The 24,940-nt window shown below is 67.5% G+C and carries 21 protein-coding genes; 10 read left to right on the top strand and 11 right to left on the bottom strand.

What is annotated here, in order from left to right; translation table 11 throughout:
* The 3 genes from ACWDSI_RS11335 to ACWDSI_RS11325 form a co-directional block, all read right to left on the bottom strand.
* The coding region (locus tag ACWDSI_RS11335; protein ID WP_449756588.1) for a polyprenyl synthetase family protein at nucleotides 1–812 on the bottom strand (812 nt) is incomplete at its 3' end.
* Nucleotides 813–916: 104 nt separating this feature from the next.
* Nucleotides 917–1,888 carry an alpha/beta hydrolase gene (locus ACWDSI_RS11330; RefSeq protein WP_449756587.1) on the bottom strand — a complete coding sequence of 324 codons (972 nt, stop codon included), beginning with the start codon at nucleotides 1,886–1,888 and terminating at the stop codon, nucleotides 917–919.
* A 106-nt stretch (nucleotides 1,889–1,994) separates the two neighbouring features.
* Nucleotides 1,995–3,074 carry an AsnC family transcriptional regulator gene (locus ACWDSI_RS11325; RefSeq protein ID WP_449756586.1) on the bottom strand — a complete coding sequence of 360 codons (1,080 nt, stop codon included), beginning with the start codon at nucleotides 3,072–3,074 and terminating at the stop codon, nucleotides 1,995–1,997.
* Between the two features lie 148 nt (nucleotides 3,075–3,222).
* On the opposite strand from ACWDSI_RS11325, the gene ACWDSI_RS11320 reads away from it, so the two are divergent.
* The 4 genes from ACWDSI_RS11320 (at nucleotide 3,223) to ACWDSI_RS11305 (ending at nucleotide 7,428) form a co-directional block, all read left to right on the top strand.
* Entirely contained in the window at nucleotides 3,223–4,674 is a 1,452-nt protein-coding gene (locus ACWDSI_RS11320; protein WP_449747764.1) for an MFS transporter, read from the top strand.
* 124 nt (nucleotides 4,675–4,798) lie between these two features.
* A complete protein-coding gene (locus tag ACWDSI_RS11315; RefSeq protein WP_449756585.1) occupies nucleotides 4,799–6,022 on the top strand; it encodes an NAD(P)/FAD-dependent oxidoreductase in 1,224 nt (407 codons plus the stop codon).
* 50 nt (nucleotides 6,023–6,072) lie between these two features.
* Nucleotides 6,073–6,987: a cytochrome c oxidase assembly protein gene (locus ACWDSI_RS11310; protein WP_449756584.1), complete on the top strand. Its 915-nt coding sequence runs from the start codon at nucleotides 6,073–6,075 to the stop codon at nucleotides 6,985–6,987.
* A gap of 3 nt (nucleotides 6,988–6,990) precedes the next feature.
* Nucleotides 6,991–7,428 carry a hypothetical protein gene (locus ACWDSI_RS11305; protein WP_449747762.1) on the top strand — a complete coding sequence of 146 codons (438 nt, stop codon included), beginning with the start codon at nucleotides 6,991–6,993 and terminating at the stop codon, nucleotides 7,426–7,428.
* Here ACWDSI_RS11305 and trxA read toward each other — a convergent pair.
* From trxA to ACWDSI_RS11285, 4 genes are all read right to left on the bottom strand, one after another.
* Nucleotides 7,425–7,796, bottom strand: a complete 372-nt coding sequence (gene trxA, locus ACWDSI_RS11300) for a thioredoxin (RefSeq protein ID WP_449747761.1) — start codon at nucleotides 7,794–7,796, stop codon at nucleotides 7,425–7,427. The genes ACWDSI_RS11305 and trxA overlap by 4 nt on opposite strands.
* Nucleotides 7,797–7,839: 43 nt before the next feature.
* Nucleotides 7,840–8,955, bottom strand: a complete 1,116-nt coding sequence (locus ACWDSI_RS11295) for a hypothetical protein (RefSeq protein ID WP_449747760.1) — start codon at nucleotides 8,953–8,955, stop codon at nucleotides 7,840–7,842.
* Nucleotides 8,955–10,115 carry a phosphotransferase family protein gene (locus ACWDSI_RS11290; protein WP_449747759.1) on the bottom strand — a complete coding sequence of 387 codons (1,161 nt, stop codon included), beginning with the start codon at nucleotides 10,113–10,115 and terminating at the stop codon, nucleotides 8,955–8,957. Before ACWDSI_RS11290 ends, ACWDSI_RS11295 begins: the two co-directional genes overlap by 1 nt.
* A gap of 102 nt (nucleotides 10,116–10,217) precedes the next feature.
* A complete protein-coding gene (locus ACWDSI_RS11285; RefSeq protein WP_449747758.1) occupies nucleotides 10,218–12,203 on the bottom strand; it encodes an OPT family oligopeptide transporter in 1,986 nt (661 codons plus the stop codon).
* Nucleotides 12,204–12,447: 244 nt separating this feature from the next.
* On the opposite strand from ACWDSI_RS11285, the gene ACWDSI_RS11280 reads away from it, so the two are divergent.
* Entirely contained in the window at nucleotides 12,448–14,316 is a 1,869-nt protein-coding gene (locus ACWDSI_RS11280) for an oleate hydratase (protein WP_449756583.1), read from the top strand.
* Nucleotides 14,317–14,345: 29 nt separating this feature from the next.
* The gene (locus ACWDSI_RS11275) at nucleotides 14,346–14,828 is read left to right on the top strand and encodes a PPOX class F420-dependent oxidoreductase (protein ID WP_449747756.1); all 483 of its coding nucleotides are present in this window, start codon (nucleotides 14,346–14,348) and stop codon (nucleotides 14,826–14,828) included.
* A gap of 24 nt (nucleotides 14,829–14,852) precedes the next feature.
* On the opposite strand, the gene ACWDSI_RS11270 is transcribed toward ACWDSI_RS11275, so the two are convergent.
* Together ACWDSI_RS11270 and ACWDSI_RS11265 are read right to left on the bottom strand one after the other, a co-directional pair.
* Nucleotides 14,853–16,151, bottom strand: coding sequence for an aspartate aminotransferase family protein (locus ACWDSI_RS11270; protein WP_449747755.1), 1,299 nt, complete (start codon nucleotides 16,149–16,151; stop codon nucleotides 14,853–14,855).
* Nucleotides 16,148–16,717, bottom strand: a complete 570-nt coding sequence (locus ACWDSI_RS11265; RefSeq protein ID WP_449747754.1) for a type 1 glutamine amidotransferase domain-containing protein — start codon at nucleotides 16,715–16,717, stop codon at nucleotides 16,148–16,150. The genes ACWDSI_RS11270 and ACWDSI_RS11265 overlap by 4 nt, the downstream gene beginning before the upstream one ends.
* Before the next feature lie 96 nt (nucleotides 16,718–16,813).
* On the opposite strand from ACWDSI_RS11265, the gene ACWDSI_RS11260 reads away from it, so the two are divergent.
* Complete coding sequence (locus ACWDSI_RS11260; protein ID WP_449756582.1) at nucleotides 16,814–17,911, top strand: NAD(P)/FAD-dependent oxidoreductase; 1,098 nt, start codon at nucleotides 16,814–16,816, stop codon at nucleotides 17,909–17,911.
* A gap of 16 nt (nucleotides 17,912–17,927) precedes the next feature.
* Here ACWDSI_RS11260 and ACWDSI_RS11255 read toward each other — a convergent pair whose 3' ends face one another.
* Complete coding sequence (locus ACWDSI_RS11255; RefSeq protein WP_449747752.1) at nucleotides 17,928–19,481, bottom strand: DUF222 domain-containing protein; 1,554 nt, start codon at nucleotides 19,479–19,481, stop codon at nucleotides 17,928–17,930.
* A 105-nt stretch (nucleotides 19,482–19,586) separates the two neighbouring features.
* On the opposite strand from ACWDSI_RS11255, the gene ACWDSI_RS11250 reads away from it, so the two are divergent.
* On the top strand, nucleotides 19,587–20,522 hold the full coding sequence (locus ACWDSI_RS11250) for a PfkB family carbohydrate kinase (protein ID WP_449747751.1): 936 nt from the start codon (nucleotides 19,587–19,589) through the stop codon (nucleotides 20,520–20,522).
* Between the two features lie 42 nt (nucleotides 20,523–20,564).
* Nucleotides 20,565–21,662, top strand: a complete 1,098-nt coding sequence (locus ACWDSI_RS11245) for an alpha/beta hydrolase (RefSeq protein WP_449756597.1) — start codon at nucleotides 20,565–20,567, stop codon at nucleotides 21,660–21,662.
* Nucleotides 21,663–21,760: 98 nt separating this feature from the next.
* Here the strand turns inward: ACWDSI_RS11245 and ACWDSI_RS11240 are convergent, their stop codons facing one another.
* Nucleotides 21,761–23,530, bottom strand: a complete 1,770-nt coding sequence (locus ACWDSI_RS11240) for an FAD-dependent oxidoreductase (RefSeq protein WP_449747750.1) — start codon at nucleotides 23,528–23,530, stop codon at nucleotides 21,761–21,763.
* 103 nt (nucleotides 23,531–23,633) lie between these two features.
* Here ACWDSI_RS11240 and ACWDSI_RS11235 point away from each other — a divergent pair, with 103 nt between their 5' ends.
* Nucleotides 23,634–24,938, top strand: coding sequence for an NAD(P)/FAD-dependent oxidoreductase (locus ACWDSI_RS11235; protein ID WP_449747749.1), 1,305 nt, complete (start codon nucleotides 23,634–23,636; stop codon nucleotides 24,936–24,938).
* Nucleotides 24,939–24,940: the final 2 nt, after the last annotated feature.

The raw sequence follows: 24,940 nt of genomic DNA, 5'->3' as shown, positions 1-24,940 counted from the left end.
TTACCGGTGACGGTCGGGTCGCCGAAGATGCCGAGCAGATCGTCGCGGAGCTGAAACGCCTCTCCCGCGGCCAGGCCGATGTCGTTGTACTGACGCAGAAGCAGCGCGGGCGCACGACCCAGTGCGCCACCGAGACCCAGGGGCCTGCCGATCGTGTACAGCGCGCTCTTGAACCGCAGCACCGCGCGCGCCCGCGTTTCCGAGGTGCTCGGCAACGTCTGGCTCAGCATGTCGAGATGCTGGCCGGCGAACGCTTCGTCGCGCATCTGCGACCACATCGATCGCACGGTGGCACGGATGTCGCTGTCGGCGTCGGCGACTGCGGCGGCGATCAGATCATCCGACCAGGCCAGGCACATGTCGCCGGCGAGGATCGCCACCGCCGACCCGAAGTTCGCCGGGTCACCGTGCCTGCTGGCGCGGTGGTGCTCGTCGGCGAAGTGCCGGTGCACCGTGGGCAGTCCGCGGCGCGCGTCGCTGTTGTCCATGATGTCGTCGTGCACGAGGGCGGCCAGGTGGAACAGCTCGATGGCGGCCGCGGCCTCGGTGGCACCTGCGGGCAGGTCACCGCCGGCGGCGCCGCGCGCACCCCACAGGCAGAACGACGCCCGTAGTCGTTTGCCGCGGGCCGCAGCATCACGTAGCACCGTGGTGACCGCCGACAATTCACCGTCGACCGAGGTCAGCACCTGTGCATGCCGTTCGACCTGGGTGGCGATCACCCCGTCGACCAAGGCGCGGTCGGTGTCGGCGAGTGCTGCCGCGCGCGCAACGCCGTCGACGTGATCGGTTCCGGTGTCCGTCGCGCACATCGGCGCCTCCTGCGGTTCTGGTCAGTCGCCGATCGGCGACGGTGGCCACATGCAGACAGTCTTCGGAGCCGAGCACGCCGGAGATGGGTGGTCGCGGGAACCGATCAGCCGTTACGGAACCAGCCGGAGTTGTAGATGTTCCAGATGCCCTGCTGCCAGTAACCCCACGCGTGGGTGCCGACCGGCGGCAGGTCGGTGCGCAGGTTCACGCCGGCCAGCGGTGCTGCCGCCGCGAAGGTGCGGCTCTGCTCACCGGAGACCGCTTCGATCGCGCTGGAGTTGAACCCGGTGATGTAGAAGTCGACGTTGTTGGCGCCCGGAGGCTGGTGATCACCCCACACGCCGGTGCCCGCGTAGATCCACATGTGCAGCCCGCCCATCGAGGGAAGCGCGAGGGTCGGTGAATGGGTGAACGATTCCACGTTGGGGAACCAGCCCCACATGTCGTTGAGGTTGTAGTGACCGGCGTCCCAGGCCGCGGCACGCAGCATTGTCTGCATTCCGGTGGCCACCAGATTCATGAACCCCGACATCGAGACCACGCGGCTGTAGAGGTCGCGGCGCTGGTTGGCGATGGTGACCGCCTGGCTGGCCGACATCGAGAGGCCGACCAGGGTGCGGTTGTGGAAGTGTTTTTGGTCCAGGAATGCAGGCAGCGAGCCTTCGAGCACACTCTGCCAGCGATACGGCCGGGTCTGCCCGGCGGACGGGGACGGCCGTTGCCAGTCGGCGTAGAAGGACGACTGACCACCGATCGGCATCACCACGTTGTAGCCGCGCAACGCCAGGTAGGCGACGTTGGTTTCTTTCTCCCAGCCGTTGTAGTCGTCGGTGGCCCGCAGGCCGTCGAGGAAGATGATGGTCGGCGCCTTCGCCGGCGGCGTGGTCTGCGACGGCCAGGCACGCACCGCGACGTCGTTGTCCATGCCGTAGCCGTAGATCTTCGCGTTGATGAAGCCCTTGATGTTTTTGGGGGACGGACCCCAGGCCTGGGCACTGCCGGTGCCCGCGATCAAGCCCACCACAAGAACCAGGGCGGACACCAACCAGGTGACACGTGTACGCGTGAGTGACACTCGAACTCTCTCCAAAACTCGGGAACGAAGCCCTTGACCAACCATGGGCGCGTCGACGGAGCAGGCAGCCCGGTCGGCGAATCGCAACACAGCCTACTCCGTGTCGTTACCGAATGGTGACCGCGCGCGAGCGCGACCCTGCGCGTGACCCCATCGACCGGGGCGCGGCAGGAGGCGCCAGGCGATCGCCGGCGACCAACGAGCCGGCATTCTTGATCCGCCGCAGCAATGGGACGAGTTCGTAGCTCGTGATCCCCGGGGCCGACGCGAGCACTCCCGTGACGAATCGGTACAGGTCGTCGGTGTCGCCCACCATCACGTTGGCCGAGATGTTCGCCCGTCCGGTCACCGCCACGGCGAACGGGATGTCGGGGTGGGACGCCAGGACGTCGCCGACCGCTGTGAGATGCCGGGGTTCAACGGTGAGCCACAGTGCGGTGCTCTGCAGCCCGATGGCGGCGGCGGCCAGGTCGACGTCGAAGTAGACCATGCCGGATGCCACCAGCTGCTCGACTCGCCGGGTGATCCGGCCGGGCGTGGAACCCAGGGTGCGGGCCAGGGCGCTGTACGGGGTGCGGCCGTCGCGGGTCAGTTCGTCGAGCAGTGCGCGGTCGGCGGCGTCGAGACTCATCTGTCGCGGCGGTCCGTCGTCGCGCGGGATTCGGGTGGCCACCAGTGCCTCGGCCTGTGCGGGGGTGAGGTTGCCGCGCCAGCCGTCCCAGTCGGTCGCGGTGCCACCGGCAAAGGTGTGCAGCACCGCCGCGGGTGTGACGTCGAGAACCGGCGCGGCCTTGGGCAGTGTGCGGGTGAGCAGTTCGCTACCACTGGCGTCGTCGGCGCTGCGCAGATTGAACACCACCTCCCAGCCGGCGCCGTAGATCGACACCCATGAGACGTCGTCTCGGGCGGCGAGCGCGGACGCGATCGCGTCGGCACCCTCGGGACGGCAGCGCACCCGCACGAGCCAGGCGGTGTTGCCGAGCGCGCGGGGATCGGTGGCCATGGTGACCCGCAGCAGTCCGTCGCGACGCATCCGTCGGTAGCGCCGCGCCACTGTCTGTTCGGCGATGCCGAGTACGTCGGCGATCTCCCGAAACGAGACGCGGGGCGAGATCTGCACAGCGCGAGCGATCTGCGTATCGACAGCGTCGAGTACGGCGGAATTCAACGCTGAGCGAGCTCCCATGACCAGAATTCTATGTCCACGAGGGTCGATCGCGACTTCGGTGGGTGTCGCCGACCACACTGGGATTCATCCGCTCGAACCGAGGCGCCGGCCCGATTCGAGCAACCCGCCCGAACCGGGCATTCCCCTGACGAGAGGTTCAGAATCCATGGCACGCAAGTGGTGGACGCTTGTGGTGGTCTGTGCGGCAACGTTCATGTTGCTGCTCGACATCACGATCGTCGTCGTCGCACTCCCCGACATCCAACGCGCCCTCGGCGCCACGTTCAGCCAGGTGCAGTGGGTCACCGATGCGTACGCGCTCGCGCTGGCCTCGCTCCTGCTCACGTCGGGGTCGATCTCCGACAAGTTCGGTCGCCGACGCGTCTTCACCATCGGCCTGGTGATCTTCACACTCGGCTCGCTGCTGTGCGGGCTGGCGCAGGATCCGACGATGCTCATCGTGTCGCGGGCGGTGCAGGGTGTCGGTGGCGCCATGATGTTCGCCACCTCGTTGGCGTTGCTGGCGGCCACTTTTCACGGCCGCGAACGTGGAGTCGCGTTCGGCGTGTGGGGTGCGGTCACCGGTGTGTCGACGGCGCTGGGTCCCATCCTGGGCGGGGTTCTCACCAGCGGGATCTCCTGGCGGGCAATCTTTCTGGTGAACATCCCGATCGGGATCGCGGCGGTGCTGGTCGCCCTGCGAATGGTGGACGAGAGTCGCTCCCCGCACGCGCGTCGCGTCGACTGGCCCGGCGTGATCACCTTCACCGCAGGCCTTTTCGCCCTCGTGTACGGGCTGACCGAGGCCGGTCAGCGATCCTGGGGCGACTCGCTGGTGGTGGGATCGTTCATCGTCGCAGCCGTGCTCCTCGTGGCGTTCGTCGCGATCGAGTTCACCGTGGCCGAGCCGATGTTCGATTTGTCGCTGCTGCGCATCCCCACGTTCCTCGGTGGCTCGGTCTCGGCCTTCGCGATGAACGGCTCCCTGTTCGCGATGCTGCTGTACATCGTTCTCTACCTGCAGAATTCGCTCGGCTACTCGGCGCTGCAGACCGGTGTGCGACTACTGGTGTTGTTCGGGTGCACCATGGTGCTGGCACCGATCGCGGGTCGTCTCTCCGAGCGTGTCCCGGTGCGCTGGCTCATCGGACCCGGCCTGTTGCTGGTGGGCATCGGACTGTTCACGATGACCGGACTCGACGCGGACTCGGACTGGACGCATCTCATCGTGGGGCTCGTGCTGAGCGGTATCGGCAGCGGCTTGGTCAACCCGCCGCTCGCATCCACCGCCGTCGGTGTGGTCCCGGTGTATCGGTCGGGCATGGCGTCGGGTATCAACAACACCTTCCGTCAGGTCGGCATCGCGGTGGGTATCGCGGTGTACGGCTCGGTGTTCTCCGCCCGGATGACGTCGTCGATGCGCGACAACCCGGCAGGAGGGATCCACGCAGGCTACGCCGACGCGCTCAACGTCCTGTTCTGGATCAGCGGAGCGGTGGCCGTGGTCGGTGGCGTGTGCGCACTGCTGTTGATCCGGCAGAAGGACTTCGTGGCCTCGCAGGCACCGCAGCCCGTCGCGGGCGAACCGACCGCGTCGGGGACCGCAGCGGCGCACTGAACCCTGCTCGCGTCACCGCCGTCGCGCGTACCGTGGAGAGAACAGAGGAATCCGGCCCGGTGTGTCCGCTGGGTTGGTTGCGTGAAAGTCTCACGGGGACAACGTCAACGGAGGTACTCAAACGATGAGCACGATTGCGATCGTCGGTGGCGGACTGGCCGCCGGCAAGGCGGCCGAGGCGCTGCGTGAACAGGACTTCGACGGTGACGTCGTGGTCTTCGGCGCCGAAGAACACCTGCCCTACGAACGACCCCCGCTGTCCAAGGAGTACCTCGCCGGCAAGAAGTCATTGCCCGACTTCACCGTGCACGACACCGATTGGTATCTCGATCAGCGGGTGGAGGTACGGCCCGGCACCCGCATCGAGAAGGTCGACGCCGCGGCGAAGACGCTGAGCCTGCCCGACGGTTCCACGTTCGGCTACGACACGCTGCTGCTGGCCACCGGCTCGTCGTCGCGTCACCTGGACCTGCCCGGGGCCGACGCCGACGGCGTGCACCACCTGCGCACCATCGACGACGCCGAATCGCTCTCCGATGCGTTGCCCGAGGGCGCACGCCTGGCGGTCGTGGGTGCGGGCTGGATCGGTATGGAGGTTGCGGCGAGCGCACGCGAGCGCGGCGTGTCGGTGAGCGTTGCCGAGTCGTCGTCGCTGCCGCTGCTGCGGGCGTTGGGCAATGAGGTGGCGCAGGTGTTCGCCGATCTGCACCGCGAGCACGGCGTCGACCTGCGCACCGAAGTCCAGGTGGACGAGATCACCACCAGCGGCGGCCGTGCCACCGGGTTGCGGCTTTCCGACGGTTCCACCATCGACGCCGACGCCGTGCTCGTGGCCGCCGGTGCGGTACCCAACCTCGGGGTGGCGCAGACGGCCGGGGTCGGGATCGACGGCGGCGGCGTACTCACCGACGCCGGGCTGCGCAGCAGCGATCCGAACATCTACGCGGTGGGCGACATCGCCAACGCGGAGCATCCGCTGCTGCGTCGCCGGGTGCGGGTGGAGCACTGGGCCAACGCACTCAACCAGCCGGAGGTGGCCGTCACCAACATGCTCGGCGGTTCTGCGCAGTACACCAACCTGCCGTACTTCTTCACCGACCAGTACGACCTCGGGATGGAGTACACCGGGCTGTCCGACGGCTACGAACGCGTCGTGTTCCGCGGTGACAAGCCCGGCCGCGAGTTCGTCGTGTTCTGGCTCGACGGATCCGATCACGTGCTGGCCGGCATGCAGGTCAACATCTGGGATCAGCTCGACAACGTCAAGGCGCTCATCACGTCCGGTCGCAGCGTCGATCCGGACAAACTCGCCGATTCCGGCATCGACCTCGCCGACCTCGTCGGCTAGCGCGAAACCCGCGGTGCGACAACGTCGTCCGCAGGCGCACACTGGAGGACGTGCATCCGGCCTCGACCCCGCTGACCCCCGACGTCGTGGTCACCGCGTGGCGGCCCGACACCGTCACCACGGTGATCGTGGTTGCCGTGGTGGTCGCCTACTGGCTGGGTTGGCGCCGCGCCGCGACGGTGCCGGTCTCGCGTGCGGTGGTGTTCACCGCGCTCGGTGGCGGGGTGTGGCTGCTGTCGGGGATCAGTGTGATCGGTGTGTACTCCGACACCCTCTTCTGGATCAGGGCCCTGCAGTTCGTGCTGCTGTTGCTCGTCGCGCCGTCGGGTCTGGCCCTGGGCACGCCGGTGACGGTGGCCCGCGACGCGCTGGGTGATGCGGGCCGCGCCCGCCTCGATGCGGCCCTGGACACTCGCGTGGCCCGCGTCCTACTGGGACCGATCGCCACGTCGGCGCTGGTGCTGGTCACGCCCTGGCTCATCTACTTCACCGGCTGGTACGAGTTGGTGTTGCGCGATCCGGCGGTGGACGCCGCGACGCGACTGCTGCTGGTGATGATCGGCGTGCTCTACTTCTACGCCCGCCTGCAGCTCGATCCCGTTCCGCACCGCTACCCGCAAGCGCTGTCGCTGGGCATCACCACGATGGAGAGCATCGCCGACGGCGTGCTGGGCATCGTGCTCTGGCAGGGTTCGTTGGTGGCCGCGGGGTATTACGAGTCGCTGCACCGCACGTGGGGCCCGAGTGTGCGCACCGACCAGACCATCGGCGCCGGCATCCTGTGGATTCTGGGGGACGTGGTGGGTCTGCCGTTCCTGATGCTGCTGTTCCGGCGTTTCCGGGCCGACGAGGCGGTGGCCGAACAGCGTGAGGATGCCCACGCCGCCGCGCACTCCGACGATCCGGTCGAAACGTCGGGTCTGTGGTGGGAGAACGATCCCAACCTGCGCGATCGTTATCGTTGACGAATGCGCACACCCGTCGAGCTGGGCTACGCCACCGCGCTCACCGTGCTGGCGGCAGGCCTCATCTTTCTGCTGGCACTGGTGCTGGGCGTCTGGAAGTACCGGCAGATGCGCGTCGCGCACGATCATCAGGCCCACCCCTACGTCGACATCGCGCACCGTTCGGCGTTGCTCTACTCATTCGCGACGTTGCTGGTCGCGGTGTTCGTCGAGCTCAGTGCCTGGCCCGAGTGGGTGAACCTGATCGCTGCCGCGGTGATGGTGGTGTTCTTCGTCGGTGCGATCGCGAGCTACATCGTGCACGGTGCGCGGCGCGACACCACCAATCAGTTCGCCGCCCCCGACGCCGCGCTGCGGGTGGCGATGGGCGCACTGATCGTGGGTGAGATCGGCGGGATGCTGGTACTGCTCGCGGGGTTCGTGGTGGGGCAGTTCGGCTAGCCCTGTTGCGCCTCGGCGGCGGCGATCTCGGCGCGCACCTGGTCCATGTCGAGGTCTTGCACCGCGCCGATCAGCTGTTCGAGCTGCGCGGGCGGCAGTGCTCCGGGCTGGTTGAACACCAGCACCCCGTCACGGAATGCCATCAGCGTGGGGATCGAGCGGATGCCGAAGCCCGCGGCGAGCTGCTGCTGTGCCTCGGTGTCGACCTTGCCGAACACGATGTCGGGGTGGGTCTCCGACGCCTTCTCGAAGGTCGGCGCGAACTGACGGCACGGTCCGCACCACGCAGCCCAGAAGTCGACGAGCACGGTGCCGCCGCCCTGGACGGTCGACTCGAAGTTGTCGAGGGTCATTTCTTGTGTACTCATGACCTCCACGGTACGTACCCCTAGGGGCATGTGCCACGTGTCGTCACGGTGCGACGGAGACCCAGTCGGCGAAGCCGGAGGGGTCGTGCCTGCCGATGATGAAGTGTTCGAACAGGCCCCAGCCCTCCCGTGTGGTGCCGTCGGCCTCGCGGCACTCGACGCGGGCGACATGGTCGATCGCGCCGAACGGCATCCGACCCACCACCGCGGGATCGTTCATGTCGTAGGTGAGACGTTCGGTGAAGGCCTCACCGCGCCACATGCCGTGCTGCCAGTCGGGATCACCGCCGTAGCCACCGCCGGCATGCAGTACGGCGGGTAGTAGGGAGGTCACCTCCAGGGTGACGGGGGAGCCGTCGAGCGCGGTGGCGGCGATGGTGGCACCGGTCGGGATGCGGGTTCCGGGCCGATAGTGGATGTCGAATCGCGGCCATCCCATCTGCTCGACCCGTCCGTCTTTCCACACCCGGCTGCAGTCGTTGAGGGTGCGCATCCCGTCCGGCTCCTCCTGCACGATGAAGACGAGCGCGAAGTCGTCGAACGCGACGGGCACATAGGTCCACCACATACCGTCGAACGGCGGGTCGGCGGGCCGGCCGGCGGGTTCGGGCTCCCCGATCGGACGGATGCCCCACGAGCGGTCGCGGCTGCCGATCCACGTGGCGGGTTGCACCGCGATCTCGGTGTCGTCGATCCGCAGCCATCCGCTCCACGAGCCGAGCTGGGCGAAACGCTGGGCGTCCAGCGTCACCCGATTGCCGCGGCGCATCAGGTGGGGCTGTTCCTGCAGCGGATCGAACAGGCCGTGCCAGGTCAGGTCCAACGCGATGCCCTCGGTCTCCTCCAGCACGAGGCGTACGGTGCGCAGCGGTTCGACGACCTCGATGCGGTAGGAGTTGACGCGCTGGTCGAGCCGGTTCTGGTCGATCGCGTCGGACAGGTGCAGCGCGGTCTGCTCGTCGCCGCGGCGGATGAGCACATAGGCGTCCTTGACCCCGAGGTTCGGGTAGTAGCCCAGTCCGGTGATGACGAAGATGTCGCCGGTGCGGTCGTGCGCATTGAAATAGCACCGGTCGTAGAAGTTGCGGTCCGACGACTCCGGCCACGCAATCGGTTGCGGTACTTGATGAATCGGGTACTCATCGAGTGGTCCGAGCATCAGGCGGCTCCTGCCAGTAGACGTTCGAGAAGCTGACGATGGTAGAAGAGTTCCGCGTCGATGTCGGTGGGCCGCGGCGCCTCGCCGAAGTGCACGCGCCGGTTCGCGGTGCGCATGAAGATCACTCCCCAGATGACGCCGGCGTAGATGTAGAACCAGTGCAGATCACCCAGGTCGACGCCGGTGAGTTCGCGGTAGGTGTCGCGCACATCGTTCTCGCGCAACACATCAGGCAGTCCCGGTAGGTTGCCGAGTCCACACAGCTCCTGAAAGACGTTGTGCGCGAAGATGAGCCATGAGACGTCGAGTTCCCGGGGGCCCAGGGTGGCCATCTCCCAGTCCAGAATGGCGGCCGGCGCGAACCCGTCGTCGTAGATCACGTTGCCGATTCGCGCGTCACCCCAGTTGAGCACCGGTTCCGCGGCGGCGATCTCGTCGGGAAAGTGCTCGTGCAGCCAGCCGAGTGCGCGTTCGAGGAGAGGTGACGGTCCGAGCCCGTCGGCGGCGAAACGATAGAACCGGTCGAGGTCGACGAGTCTGCGGTGCAGCGGGGTGGGCCCGTCGTCCGTGGCGCCGTCGGACGCACCCGCTTCGAGGAAGCCGAAGGTGGCGGCGGCGTCGGGGATCGAATGCAGGGTGGCGATCACGCCGACGGTGGCGTCCTGCAGTGCGCGGCGTTTGTCGGCCGGTGCGTCGAAGAACCAGTTGTCGCCGAACGTATACGGCATCACGTCGGGTGGCACCCGGCCGTCGACGCGGTCCATCACGAAGAACGGCGAACCGAGGATCTCACCGGTCGACTCGAGCCAGCGCACCGCCGGGATCGGCAGTGTGGTCAGCTCGGCGGCGCGCCGCATCACCTCGTACTGGTGGTCGAGGTGATAGCGCTCGAACACCGGGATGTCGGCGGGGCGCGGCTGCAGCCGCATGGCCCACCGCCCGTGCCGTCGTTCGTCGTTCTCGGTCCACTCGCCGGTGAGCATCACCGTCTCCGACGACATGCCGTTGGCGTCTGCCCCCGGCTCCACCACCACCGTCGGTGACGAACCCGGCGGCAGCCGCGTGCTCAGCCAGTCGGCGAGTGCTGCGGGCAGTGCGGCCGTGTCACGCGCAGATCGCTGCAGGTGGTCGACGTCCTCGAGGGTCGGTTGGCTGGCCATGGCGAGTCCTTCCGTCGGGCATTCACGCGCCGGTCGGCGTGCGGACACCCGGTGTCCAGACTCATGACAGCACCTCGGGGTGGGAGGTGTCTCGAGATCGGATCAGTTCGGCCCGGTGGGACGTTCGGCCAGTTTCTGGAGTGCGCGGTACACACCGATCACGATGAGCACGAACAGCACGATGCCCAGGATCTGCGCGCCGTTGTCCCAGCCGTCGCCGACCACCGCCAGCACGCTGTCGTCGCCGGTGGAGGCGACGATGGCGGCGAACACGACACCCCACAGAGCCTCACCGACGATCAGGCCGGTCGCCAGCAGTACGCCGAGGCGCTTCTTGTCCTCGACGTCGCCGCCGCTGCGTTCGGCCCACTTGTTGTACGCGGCACCGATGAAGGCGCCGAGCGGGATCATCAGCGTGACCGCCATCGGCAGGTAGATGCCCATGCCGACGGCCAGCGGAGGCAGCCGGAACTTCTTCACGGTGAGGCCGAGGACCTCGTCGATCAGGATGATCCCGACGCCGATCGCCACCCCGATCCACAGCATCTTCCAGTTGAGGTCACCGCCGAACACACCCTGTGCGAGTGAGGAGATCAGGCTGGCCTGCGGTGCCGGCAGTGCGTCCTTGCCCGCGCCCGGTGCCCCCTGGAAGCCGAACGCGGTGTTCATCACGCCCAGGATCGGCGGGATGATCGCGGAGCCGAACAGCACGCCGATGATCAGCGCCACCTGCTGCTTCCAGGGTGTGGCGCCGACGAGTTGACCGGTCTTGAGGTCCTGCAGGTTGTCGTTGGAGATGGTGGCGACGCCGAAGACGATGGCGGTGGCGAACAGTGTGTAGGCGATCAGCGCCGCCGACTGCTGGCTGTCGTAACTGCCGAAGACCGCCTTGATGAGCAGCGCGGCCAGGATCACCGCGAGGATGCCCACACCCGAGATGGGGCTGTTGGACGAGCCGATCAGGCCGGCCATGTAGCCGCACACGGCGGCCACCACCAGCCCGATGACGAACACGAACACCAGCGTGGCGGCGATGATGCCGCCGGAATGTCCGGCGATCGCCGTGTCGTGCACGAAGTCCCAGAGCAGCAGGCCGATCGGTACGAGCATCACCACGATGGTGGTGCCGACGATCGGGAACGGGATGTCGCGCTCGGTGATATCGACGGTGACGCCGCCCTTGCGCGCGCGGGCCGACGCGATGGAATCGGCGATACCGCGGGCGATCGGGAGGACGAGCTTGATCAGTGTCCACACCGCGGCCACGGCGATCACGCCGGCTCCGACGAACCGCACGTCGTCGGTGAAGACCTTGTCGACGACGTCGGCGACGGCGGTGCCGGGAGTGACCTGACCCGACGATTGGATGGGCAGGATGATGAAGTAGCCGATCACCAGGCCCACCAGCATCGCGATACCCACGGTCACACCCACCAGGTGACCGATGCCGATGAGCGACAGTTGCAGCCCGGCACTGACGAGTGTGCCGCCGGAGGCGAATTTGAACGCCACCTCGGGACCGGTGTTGATGAGCTTGAGGTTGCCCAGGATGGCGAGGAACGCCGACGTGACACCGCCGATGACGATCGCGCGCAGCCCGGCCTTGTTGCTCTCGACGCCCTCGCGGGTCTCGCCGACCTTGAGGACCTCTGCGGCCGCCACACCCTCCGGGTAGGGCAGATCCGATCCGGTGACCAGTGCCCGCCGCAAAGGGATCGAATACATCACGCCGAGGATGCCGCCCACGGCACAGACCGCGACGGTGATCCAGTAGGGGAAGCCGGTCCACCAGCCGACCATGATCAGGCCGGGCAGCACGAAGATGATCGCCGAGAGTGTGCCGGCCGCCGAGGCGATCGTCTGCACGATGTTGTTCTCGACGATGGAGTGGTTGCGGAAGTTGCGGAGGATGGCCATCGAGATGACGGCCGCGGGGATCGCGGTGGCGAAGGTCAAACCGACCTTGAGCCCGAGATACACGTTCGCGGCGGTGAACACCAGGGTGATCAGTCCGCCGAGGATGGCCCCGCGCAGCGTGAGTTCGCGGAGACTGGTGTCACCTGCCGGCGCGGTGAGGGTCACGGGCATTCCTCTCGTCGGACGGTGCCGGACGTGCGCCATCGATGGGAATTGTGTTCAACACTCTAGGGTCGGCGACGCATTGATGCGCGGCGATCGGGGCGAGTCGTGTGTGTCGCACCGGTGTGGCGGGCCGCACCGGGGATTTCGCAAGTGAATTCACCGACGTTGCGGGTCGATGTCAACTCCGCGTGGTACGGCTTGAACAGGGGGGCAAACCCATAAGCGATCACACCCCGTGAGAGGACGTGCGATGTACTACAGCAGTGGAAACTACGAGGCATTTGCCCGACCCCGGAAGCCGCAGGGGGTGGACGACAAGACGGCCTGGTTTGTGGGCGCGGGTCTGGCCTCGCTGTCCGGTGCGGCGTTCCTGATCCGCGACGGGCAGATGTCGGGTGACAAGATCACCGTCTTCGAACGCCTCAAGTTGCCCGGCGGTGCGCTCGACGGCATCAAGGAACCCGAGAAGGGATTCGTCATCCGCGGTGGCCGTGAGATGGAAAACCACTTCGAATGCCTGTGGGATCTGTTCCGGTCCATCCCGTCGATCGAGATCGAGGGCGCCAGCGTGCTCGACGAATTCTATTGGCTCAACAAGGACGACCCGAACTACTCCTTGCAGCGCGCCACCGTCAACCGCGGCGAGGACGCACACACCGACGGCAAGTTCACGCTGAGCGACAAGGCGCAGAAGGAGGTTCTCAAACTCTTCCTCGCCAGCCGCGAAGAGATGGAGAACGTGCGGATCGACGAGGTGTTCTCCGAGGAATTCCTCAAGAGCAACTTCTGGATGTACTGGCGCACCATGTTCGCCTTCGAGGAATGGCATTCGGCGCTGGAGATGAAGCTCTACATCCACCGTTTCATCCACCACATCGGCGGGCTGCCCGACTTCTCCGCGCTCAAGTTCACCAAGTACAACCAGTACGAATCGCTGGTGCTGCCGCTCTACACCTGGCTGCTCGACCAGGGCGTGACGTTCCACTTCGACACCGAGGTGACCGACGTCGACTTCGACATCTCGGCAGATCGCAAGCAGGCCACCGCCATTCATTGGAATGCCGGCTCCAAGAGCACCGCGGGAGAGCCCGGTTCCACCGGTGTCACCGAGTTGGGCGCCGACGACCTGGTGTTCATGACGATCGGATCGTTGACCGAGAACTCCAACAACGGCGACCACCACACGCCGGCGGAACTCGACGAGGGGCCGGCACCGGCGTGGGACCTGTGGCGCCGGATCGCGGCACAGGATCCGTCCTTCGGCCGGCCGGAGGTGTTCTGCGGCGACATCCCCAAGACCAAGTGGGAATCGTGCACGGTCACCACGCTGGACAAGCGCATCCCCGAGTACATCCAGAAGATCACCAAGCGGGATCCGTTCAGCGGCCGGGTGGTGACGGGCGGGATCGTCACCGCCACCGACTCGAGCTGGCTGATGAGCTGGACGGTCAACCGGCAGCCGCACTTCAAGCAGCAGCCCAAGGACCAGATCGTCGTGTGGGTGTACGGCCTGTTCGTGGACAAGCCCGGCGATTACGTGAAGAAGACGATGAGCGAGTGCACCGGTGAGGAGATCGTGCAGGAGTGGCTCTATCACCTCGGCGTCCCCGATGCCGACATCCCCGAACTCGCGGCGAGCGGCGCGAAGGCGGTTCCGGTGATGATGCCGTACGTGACGTCGTTCTTCATGCCGCGCCAGGCCGGCGACCGGCCCGACGTGGTGCCCGAGGGAGCGGTGAACTTCGCCTTCATCGGGCAGTTCGCCGAGACCAGCCGAGATTGCATCTTCACCACCGAGTACTCCGTGCGCACCCCGATGGAGGCGGTCTACACCCTGCTCGGCATCGAGCGTGGTGTGCCCGAGGTGTTCAACTCCACCTACGACATCCGCAGCATGGTGGCCGCATCGAGCCGGTTGCGTGACGGCAAGATGGTGGATCTGCCCGGGCCGAAGGTGGTGCGGAACAAGATCTTCGGGAAGCTCGAATCCAACCAGGTGGGTGAACTGCTCGCCGAGTACGAGCTGATCCCGACCGCGGGTACCACCCGCAAGATCCGTAACGACGCGATCGATCTGAACGGCACCATCGGCGACCGCGCCCCGGTGACCAAGGACTGACAGGTGGTCGGCGGTCGTATCATTGCCTCGTGGCCAGAACGATCGCGACCGCCGACCCCGTCGATCTCGACGCGCTGCTGGACTTCGTCCGGCCGCGCCATCACCTGCTGTTACTCACGTACAGACGCAACGGAAAACCGCAGATCTCGCCGGTCACCGGAGGCGTCGACGACGACGGTCGCATCGTCATCGCCACCTACCCGGGACGGGCGAAAACCCTGAACGCGCAGCGGGATCCGGACGTGAGCGTCTGCGTGGTCTCCGACGAGTGGAACGGGCCGTGGGTGCAGATCGACGGCACCGCCGAGATCCTGCACATGCCCGACGCCGAAGACGGCCTCGTCGACTATTTCCGATCGATCTCGGGCGAACACCCCGACTGGGATGAGTACCGCGCGGCGATGCGGGTCCAGGGCAAATCGCTGATCCGCATCACGCCGACCTCGTGGGGACCGGTGGCCACCGGCGGTTTTCCCGCCGGCATCGCCGCACGACTCGACGCAGGGGAGTAGCGAGCCGAGCATGCGGTGAGGCGATCAGCGCGCCCCCGTGCACTCGCCGATGGCCTGATCCAGGATGTCGATGCCCAGGCGCAGTTCGTCGTCGGTCGCGGTGAGCGGCGGGGCGATCCGGAACGTGCCGCCCATGCCCGGCAGTTGCACGACGTTCATGTGCAACCCGAGCTCGAAGCAACGCCGGGTGACCGCCGCGCCGAGCCGATCGGCGGTGCCGGTGTCGTCGCCGTCGATCAACTCGAGTCCCTGCAGCAGGCCGCGTCCGCGGATGTCGCCCACCACCGGATGATTGTGTTGGATCTCGGTGAGTCCATCGCGGAGCAGTTTGCCTGCCGCCCTGGCGCGTTGGTCGAGATCGTCGCGCTCGAGCACGTCGAGCACCGTGTTGCCCACCGCGGCGACAAGCGGATCGGAGACGTGGGTGGTGAAGAACAGGAACCCGCGGTCGTGGGCGGCCTGTTCGATCTCGGCGGTGGTGATGGTGGCCGCCAGCGGTAGGCCGGCGCCGAGCGTCTTGGACAGGGTGATGATGTCGGGAACAACGTCGTCACGTTCGAATGCGTACCAGTCCCCGGTGCGGCACAGGCCGGTCTGCGCCTCGTCGACGATGAGCAGCATGTCGCGTTCGCGGCATTTGCGTTGCAGCGCAGCAAGATAGCCGGGCGGCGGCTCGATGACCCCGCCCGAGGACAAGATCGGTTCGACGATGCACGCGGCGAGCGACCCCACCGACTGGGCGTCGATCAGCCCGAAACCGAAGTCGAGTTGACGTTCCCAGTCGAGCGACCCGTCCGGACGGGTGAAGTCCGGGCGGAACGCGTCGGGGGTGGGTAGCGCGAAATTGCCCGCCGCCACCGGACCGTAGCCGCCCCGGCCGGCGCTGTAGGTGGCGGCGGCCGCCGCGTGGGTCATGCCGTGCCACGAGCGCGCGAACGACACGATCTCGTGTTTGCCGGTGACCAACTTCGCCATCCGGATCGCGGCCTCGTTCGATTCGGCCCCGGTGGTCAGCAGCAGCACCTTCTCCAGCGGATCGGGCAGCGAATCGGCGAGCCGGGAAGCCAAGTCGAGCACCGGTTCGCTGAGCATGCCGCTGAACAGGTGATCGAGGGTGGCGATCTGCCGGGAGACGGTGGCCACCACGTCGGGGTGTGAGTGACCGAGGATCGCCGACATCTGGCCCGAGGTGAAGTCCAGGACGCGTCGTCCATCGGCGGTGTAGACGAAGCTGCCCTCGGCGCGCGCGATGAGTTCCGGACTGAAGGTGCCGCCGTACCGGATGAGGTGGCGGGTGAGGTCGGTGTGCGGGAGGTGGGTCAATGTGCCACCGGGCGGCGGCCGAACTCGGTGACCAGTGCCGCGTTGAACACCGGGATGTCGTCGGGATTGCGGCTGGTGATCAGGGTGTTGGGTCCCTCGCGATCCACCACCACCTCTTGGTCGACCCAGGTGGCACCCGCATTGGTGAGGTCGGTGCGCAGGCTGGGCCACGAGGTGAGGGTGCGGCCGCGCACCACGTCGGCCTCGATGAGCGTCCAGGGTGCGTGGCAGATGGCCGCCACCGGCTTACCGGCGTCGAAGAACTGCGTGACCAACGCGACCGCCGACGGCTCGGTGCGCAGGAAATCCGGATTGGCCACACCACCGGGCAGCACCAGCGCATCGAAGGAATCCGCGCTCACCGCCTCGGCGGTGGCATCCACGTCGAAGGTGTCGGCCGCGTCGAGATGGTTGAATGCCTGCACCGTTCCCTCGGCGGTGGACACCAGTTTCGGTGTGCCACCGGTCTCGGTGACCGCACGCCACGGTTCGGTGAGTTCCACCTGTTCAATGCCCTCGGGCGCCACCAGGAAGGCGATCGTCAATCCGTTCAGTTCGTCGGCCATGGCGTTACTCCGTTCATGTCGGGATCGGGTTGGGGGTCTGTCTTCGACGGTACGCGTCGGTGCTCGGCCGGGCAGCGCGCTTGTAGCGTGGAATCCATGACGCGAACCTCGGATGTGGCGGTCATTGGTGCCGGGATCGTCGGGCTGTCGGCGGCCTATCAACTTGCCGAACAAGGACTCACCGTCACCGTTTACGAGACCGGGGTGCCCGGATTCGGACAATCGGCAGGCCAATCGCGAATCTTCCGCCACGCGCACGACGACCCACGGCTGGTGGAACTCGCGGTACGCGCCCGAGCGCACTGGCGACGGTGGGAGGACGAGCTCGGTGCACCGCTGGTCAGTGGCGATGGTGCGGTCTCGCTGGGCGCTGCGGCATCGGGCAGGTTGGCGGAGTTGCAACGCCATCCCGAGATCGGCGCACACACCGTCGACGCCCACGAATTGCGCACGCTGCTGCCCATTCTCGCCGACTTCGACGGTCCGGCGGTCTTCGATCCGGGTGGCGGATCGATTCACACTCGTACGGCCATCGAGCTGCTCGCCCGGGCGCTGGGCGATCGGATCGAGACCCAGCAGGTGATTTCGTTGCGCCGCAACGGCGACGGCGTGCAGGTGCGCTGCCCGACCCTGGTGGCCGAGCACGGTGCGGCCGTGGTCTGCGCCGGACGGGAGACCGCAGCGCTGGCCCGTGGCGTGGGTCTCGACATCCCGGTGACCCTCGGCGCGCATGTGCGGGTGTCGTTCGCGGTGCGCGGCGAGGTCGATCGGCTCCCGACCCTGCAGGACGGCAGCGGCGACTTCGGATTCACCGGTGTCTATGCCGCGGCCTACCCGGACCGTTCGGAATACGGACTGGGACTGTCGGATTCGGTGCCCGCGACCGGCATCGGCGGCATCGCGGACCCGGACACACTGGCACGTCTGGCGGAGGACACGTCGGACTACGTCGCGCGGGCCCTTCCCGGACTGGATCCGACGCCCACCGGCATCGTGCACTGCTGGGTGACGTCGCTGCCGTGGGGCGACGACGGCGTGGCCATCTGGCAGTCGGGGCCGGTGTTCTGTCTGGCCGGCCACAACCTGTTCAAGCACGCGCCGACGCTGGGGGAGATGCTGGCCATGTCGGTGGATGTCGGTGCCGTGCCGGCACCCTTCACCCCTGCGGACCTGCTGGGACGGTCGGCGGAATGAGCGAGGCGAATCCCGGCTAGAACGGTGGCGGGTTCGCGTCGTCCCATTCTTGCTGCGCGCGTTCGGCGATGGCGCGTCGTCGCGCATGCATGGTGTCGATGGTTCGTCGTGCCGGGTGGTCGGGTGGTTTGTCGCGGAGGCGGGGGAACAGGTCGAGTCCGGTGAAGGAGTTGCCGACGAACCAGTGTCCGGTGGGGGATTGGAAGATGCTGGTGTTCATGGCGAGCTGGTAGTCGCGCCACGATCCGAAGGTTTTGACGCGGTGATGGAAGCGGCAGACTGGTTTAATGTTGTGCCGCTTGGTTTTTCCGCCACGAGTCGGGTCCTTGTGGTCGAAGGGCACGGTGTGGTCGAGATCGGTTCGCCAGACGGGGTTGGTGCAGCCGGGAAACGAGCAGCACAGTTCGCCGGAGCGGATCAGGGCGTCGAGCTTGCGGCTGGGGGTGTACCGCAGTGCGGCGCGGGCGGATTGCGCATGGTCGGGGTGAAGGAGTTCGAACTCGGCGCCCGCCATGAGTTCACCTACGGTGGCGGCGTCGATCACGCCGTAACCGTCGAGGTAGCCCGGCTCATCGTCGTCTCCGTCGAGGGTGGACTGGTTGGCCACCACGTGGATGATCGCGCGCGGCGAGGCAGGTGTGTCGGGTGTGGGGGCCGCCGCTCCCGATTCGATGGCGGTGACGCATGCCGGGCAGCGGCAGGCGAGTGTGTCGTGGCCCTCGGCGAGCGCGATCAGCGCGTCGGCGCGGCGTTGGGTGCGTGTTCGCGGGTCCGCGTCGTGCACGGAGTCGGCCATCGCGGTCAGCCGGGCGTCGACGCGTACGCCGGAGGTGACCGGCAGAGTTCCCGACACGCGTGCCTGGCCGGTGGTGAACCGATCCGGACGGATTCGGATGTTGCGGTCGGACTCGACGAGTTCGCGCCGCCGTCGCGGTGCGGCATCGTCGATGCGCGTGACGATCGCATCGATCATCGCGGTGTAACGGGTGAGCGACATCTGATCGCGGGAGAACACGGCAAGGGCGATCTCGGTGTCGACGTCGCGAATGTGTTCCGGCGAGCACAATTCGGTACGTGCGACGGCGATGGTGAATCGACGCAGATCGATACGTCCGCAGGCCAGCGCGCCGGCGGTCTGGGGCAGGCGGTAGCGCAGCGCGTGGGCCGTCACGATGAGGTCACGTGCCTGTCGCGGAGGTACCGAGAGCACCGCGCCGATGTCGGCGATGGTGCGTTCGAGTCCGTCGGGCCCGAATTCGGCACGGGGGTTCTCCCCGGCGCGTCCGCGCGCCGCGTGCTCGGCGATGGCGGCGGCCGAGTCGGCCTGTCCGGTGGTGTGCCGGCCGACGTCATGTCCGTAATCCTCTTCGTGTTCCTCGTGGATGAGGCTGATTGCCTGCAGCATGCGGAACTGAGCGGTCGCGGTGGTGGCGGCGCAGTGGGCGATCACCTCGATCAGATCGGTTTTCGACAACTCCTCGTCATCACCGAGCTGCGCAGCGATCGGCAGCGCCCCGGCAGGGGTCGGGGCCGGCATGCCGACCGACGTCGGCGGCTCTCCTATGGACATGCTTCGAACATACATGCGACCACCGACAATTCTGTTCGCGCAGATCAGGCCGCGAGAACGCGCCGTGCGAGGCCGGTCGGATCTCGCACGCGCGATACTCGACGGGTGAGCGCATCCGGCGAGTCGCCCAGGCACCGGAAGGTTGCCGTTGTCGGCACCCTCAACCTCGACCTCGTGCTGCGGGTCTCACGGCGTCCCGCCGTCGGTGAGACGGTGTTGGGCCGTTCACTCATGCAGCGGCCAGGTGGCAAGGGGGCCAATCAGGCGCTCGCTGCTGCTGCTGAGACGAGCACCTCCCTCATCGGCGCCACAGGCACCGATGCGGCGGGTGATCTGATGATCGAGGCCCTTGAGAAGGGTGGCGTCGATGTGACGCACGTACGGCGGGTCGCGGGAACCAGCGGTCACGCCGTGATCGAGGTGGACGACGACGGGGACAACAGCATCGTGGTGATCACCGGCGCCAATGCGGAACTCGGTGCACACGACGTGGTGTCCGCCCTGGATGCGACGCGCCCCGACGTGGTGGTGACCCAACTGGAGTCGCCGATGGAGGCCATCGCCGCGGCGGCCGGGTGGGCCGATGACCGCGGCCGGCGATTCGTCCTGAACCCCAGTCCGGCGGCACCCGTCGATCCGCGGATTCTCGCGGCGGCCGATCCGCTGATCGTCAACCATCTGGAGGCCGCCTACTACGCTGACGCGCCGGCTTCTGCCGACGTCACCGCCACAGACATCACAGACACGGCCCGACAACTGCTCTCGCAAAGCCGTTCGGTGATCATCACCCGCGGCGGCGAGCCCACCATCGTCGCCACCGCAGCCGGCATCGACACGATCACGGTGCCGCGGATCCGCGTGGTCGACACCACCGGTGCCGGCGACGTCTTCGCCGGGACGTTGGCGGCTCGGCTGGCACGCGGAGCCGGACTGCTCGCCGCCGCCGGTGCGGCCGTCACAGCGGCATCGGCGCACGTGGGCCGCGAGCGGACGGTCGGCGGTTGCGATCACGTAGATGGCCGATCACGTAGATTGCACTGAGTGAATCGGGGAGCGGTCGATCGGGGAACGGTGAAGCAGGACATGGCGTCGGCGGGATCGTCGCGGTGGGCCCGGGTGCGCACCGCCGCCCGCATCCTCGGCGGTCATCAGGTGGCCGCCGATCGGGAGACCCCGTTCACGGTGATCTGCGACGAGCCGCACCGGACGCTGCGCCGCTACGGCACCGACGCGCAGGTGGCTGCCGCGGCACAGCGCCCCCCGGTCCTGCTGATACCGCCGCTGGCCGTGCCCGCCCGCTGCTACGACCTCGGTCCCGGGCAATCGGTGACCGAACACCTGCTGGCGACCGGTCGGGTGCCCTACGTCGTCGACTTCGGCGACGTCGGCCGCGCCGAACGCCACATGGGGTTCGCCGACTACTTCGACCACATCGTGCCCGAGGCGATCACCCGAACCATCGACGATCACTTCGCCGGAGGCGGCGGACAGATCGACCTCGCCGCGTGGAGCCTCGGCGGCACCCTCACGTTCCTCACGGTGGCCGCCCACCCGGACCTACCGGTGCGGTCGATCACCGCGGTGGGCACCCCGCTGGACTACGACGCGGTGGTGCCCTACCCGCTCGTGAAACGACTCATGCGTCCGGTCGGCGGTGTTCCCATCACCGCCGCGCTCCGCACCATGGGAGGTATTCCGGCCCCGCTGGTCCGGATCGCCTACCGTGCCACCGCATGGGACCGGGAGATTCGCAAACCGTCGTACATCATGCGCAACGCCGTAAATGCCGACGCCCTGGCGCGCATGCAGGTGATCGACCGATTCCAGAACTCGATGCCCGGTTACGCGGGCAAGGTGTCGCTCGAGATGTGGCAGAACTTCGTCTACCGCGACGAACTCGCTTCGGGCGTAGTCGATTTCGATGGACGAATTGTCGACATCACCTCCATCACGCAACCGATACAGCTCTTCGGCAGTCATCGCGACGCCATCGCGAGCTGGCGCGCGGCCCACCACGGCGTCGAATTGTTCACTGCCGCATCGGCGGTCCACTTCGACACCGTCGAGACCAGTCATCTTGGCCTCATTGCCGGAGATGCCGCATTCGCGCAGACCTGGCCGCGCGTCGACGAGTTCCTCAGCGGACTCGATGCTCTCGGCGATGGCGACTTTCGCTCGTAGCCAAAGCGTCGCGGGGCGGTGTCATGAGACGTTTCATTCTGAGACTTCTCCGCTGAGGTTGGCGAACTCCTCACCGAGTACGAAGGTCCCGGCCTTCGTCACGCGGTCTCGTCGGCGGTGTGTGACTGTGCGGCGAGGAACGCGTGCACCAGCGGCACCGCGCTCGCGCCCTCACCGCTGGCCGACGCGACCCGCTTCATCGAGCCGCCACGGATGTCGCCGGCGGCGAACACCCCCGGCGCACTCGTCGCCAGGTTCGGTGGCGGCAACTCGCCGGGCCAGTGTTCCTTCGGGACGTCGCGCCCGGTGAGGACGAAACCGCGGTCGTCGGTGGCGATCTGGTCGGGCAGCCAATCGCAATGCGGTTCCGCGCCGATCAGCAGGAACAGCCCGCCCGCCGTCACTCGCTCGGTGGAACCTGTTGACCGGTCGCGTAATCGGAGCCATTCCAGCTGTGCATCGCCACCTCCGTCGACCACTTCCGACGACCCGCGCACGGTGATCCGCGGATGATAGGCGATCTCACCGATCAGGTACTGCGACATCGTTGCCGTCAGGTCGGGCCGACGGATCACGATTGTCACCGAGCGGGCGAACCGCGCCAGATGCACCGCGGCCTGTCCGGCCGAATTGCCGCCACCGACCACGAACACGTCGCGGCCCTCCATCTCGCGGGCCGCCGACATCGCCGCGCCGTAGTTCACGCCGCGGCCCACCAGTTCTTCCAATGCGTGCACGCCGAGGCGGCGGTAGGCCACCCCGCTGCTGATCACCACGGCTCGGGCCAGCACGTCGCCGCCCGCGGTGCAGATACGATGCGGCGCGCCGTCACCGCCGACCTCGAGTCGATCGACCGACCAGCCCGCGTAGAAACGCGCGCCGAACCGCACCGCCTGCGTGCGCGCCCGCTGCGCCAGCCGCATCCCCGAGATACCGCGCGGAAAACCGAGATAGTTGCGGATCATCGAACTCGTGCCCGCCTGCCCGCCGATCGCCTCGGACTCGATCACCACCGTCGAAAGGCCTTCGGAGGCACCGTAAACGGCGGCCGCGAGACCGGCGGGGCCGGCCCCGACAATTGCGAGATCCACCACCTCGTCCTCGTCGACATCCGATGGCCTGCCGTACATCAACGTCGCCACATCCCGGACGGCGTGCGCGACCACCACCTTGTCACGCAATTTGGGGCTCACCGAATGGATCAGCGGGTAGGCGCCCTCGCCGTCCACGAGCGCCATGGCCGTACGACCCTCAGCACTGTCCGGACGGTAGGTGCGGTTGGGCATGCCGGTCCGGTCCAGGAAGTCGCGGATCGACAGCGTCAGCGGTGTCTCGGCGGGGGTGATGATGCGAATCGTGTCGACCACCGGGGTGCCCACGGTGGCTCCCCAATCCGAGAGCATTTCGATGATCGCGTAATGGAACTCCTCGTCGCGTGCTCCGCGCGGCATCAGCAAGAACGTGTCGAACTTGCCCTTCTGCAGCGCGGGCCGCAAGGTGGTGGACTGCTCGGCGAACCGCTCCCATGCGATCACCACCACCCGCCGCGCCGTCGGCACGATGCTGCGGAACGAGCCCATCGCCTCCAGCACCGACATGTCCGGCAGTGCGGAGTCCACGACGATCAGCGCGATCGGCACGCCGTCGGTGGCGAGCCTGCCCAGCGAGACGATGGCCTCGACCGCAGAGCGGGCACACTCGATGCGGTAGTCGCGGCGGTAGCGACCGAACTCGTCGGCCAGCGCGTCGGCGCGCTCGGCGGACACCAGCACGATCGCCGGCGTGGGTGCCGTGTTGTCCTCGGGTGCGACGGACTCGGACTGCCCGGGGTGGGGCTCGGACTGCCCGTCGTGGGCGGGGCCGGTCATCGGCGGCGTCCTCGATGCATGTCACCAGTGTGGCACCGTCGACGAGGCGTGGTTGCGGCCGCGAGGACGCCGCCCGACGATCCGGATGGGTAGGCTGACCGGCATGCGACCCCACGTGGTGATCGTCGGCGCCGGATTCGGCGGGCTCAACGCTGCGCGCCGACTCAAGCGAGCCCCCGTGTCGGTGACCGTGATCGACCGGGGAACCATCCACCTGTTCCAGCCGCTGCTCTATCAGTGCGCCACCGGTTTGCTCTCGGAAGGTTCCATCGCGAGCCCGGTACGGCATCTGCTGCGTCGCCAGCGCAACGCGAACGTGCTGCTCGGGGAGGCCACCGGCGTGGACCCGACCGCCAAGACCCTCACCGTGCTCGGCGCCGACGGCACCTCCACCGAACTGCGTTACGACTACCTGGTGGTGGCCGCAGGCATGCGGACCGCCTATCACGGCAACCACAACGCGGTGACCCATGCCATCGGCATGAAGACACTCGACGACGCCCTGGCCATCCGCCGCCAGATCATCGGTGCCTTCGAGATCGCCGAGACGCTGCCCGACGCCGAACAGCGTCGGGAATGGCTGACTTTCGCGGTGGCCGGCGCCGGGCCGACCGGAGTGGAGCTGGCCGGACAGATCCGGGAACTGGCCACCACCGCACTCGAACGCGAGTTCCGCAGCATCGACCCGAGCGAAGCCCGCGTGCTGCTCTTCCACGGCAGCGACCGCGTGCTGCCGTCGTTCAGTCCGTCGCTGTCGAAGCAGGCACAGAAGTCCCTCGACCGGATCGGGGTGGAAACCCACCTCGGGGTGCACGTGACCGACGTCGGGGAATCCACGGTGCAGACCACGGCGAAGGCCACCGGCGAGGTGACCACCTACGACGCGCGCACCACCCTGTGGACCACGGGAGTGGAGGCGGTGCCCTTCGCCGCCACGCTCGCCGACGCCCTCGGGGTCGAGCAAGGCCATTCCGGAACCATCGAGGTCGGCGACGATCTGACCGTTCCCGGACATCCCGAGATCTTCGTCATCGGCGACATGAGTTCGCACGGCGGGCTTCCCGGCGTCGCGGAGGTGGCCATGCAGGGTGGCTGGTATGTCGGCAATCTCATCCGGTCGCTCACCACCGGTCACACCCACCGAAAGCCGTTCCGCTACCACGATCTCGGGAGCGCGGCCTACATCGCCCGCCGCTCGGCGGTGATGGAGGTGGGCAAGCTGCGGGTGTCGGGAACGCTCGGGTGGTTCGCGTGGGGCGGCATCCACATCACCTTCCTCGCCGGCATCCGCAACCGCACCGGCACCGTGCTCTCCTGGGCGGTCACGATTCTCTCCGACACCCGCGGTGAGCGGGCCATCACCTACGGCGATCCGCGGGTCGCGCGACAGCCCTACGGCGAACACTGATC

The sequence above is a fragment of the Gordonia sp. NPDC003429 genome, assembly GCF_053588575.1.
Note: the sequence above shows the minus strand (reverse complement) of the source record. Positions and strands in the feature narration are given on the sequence as shown.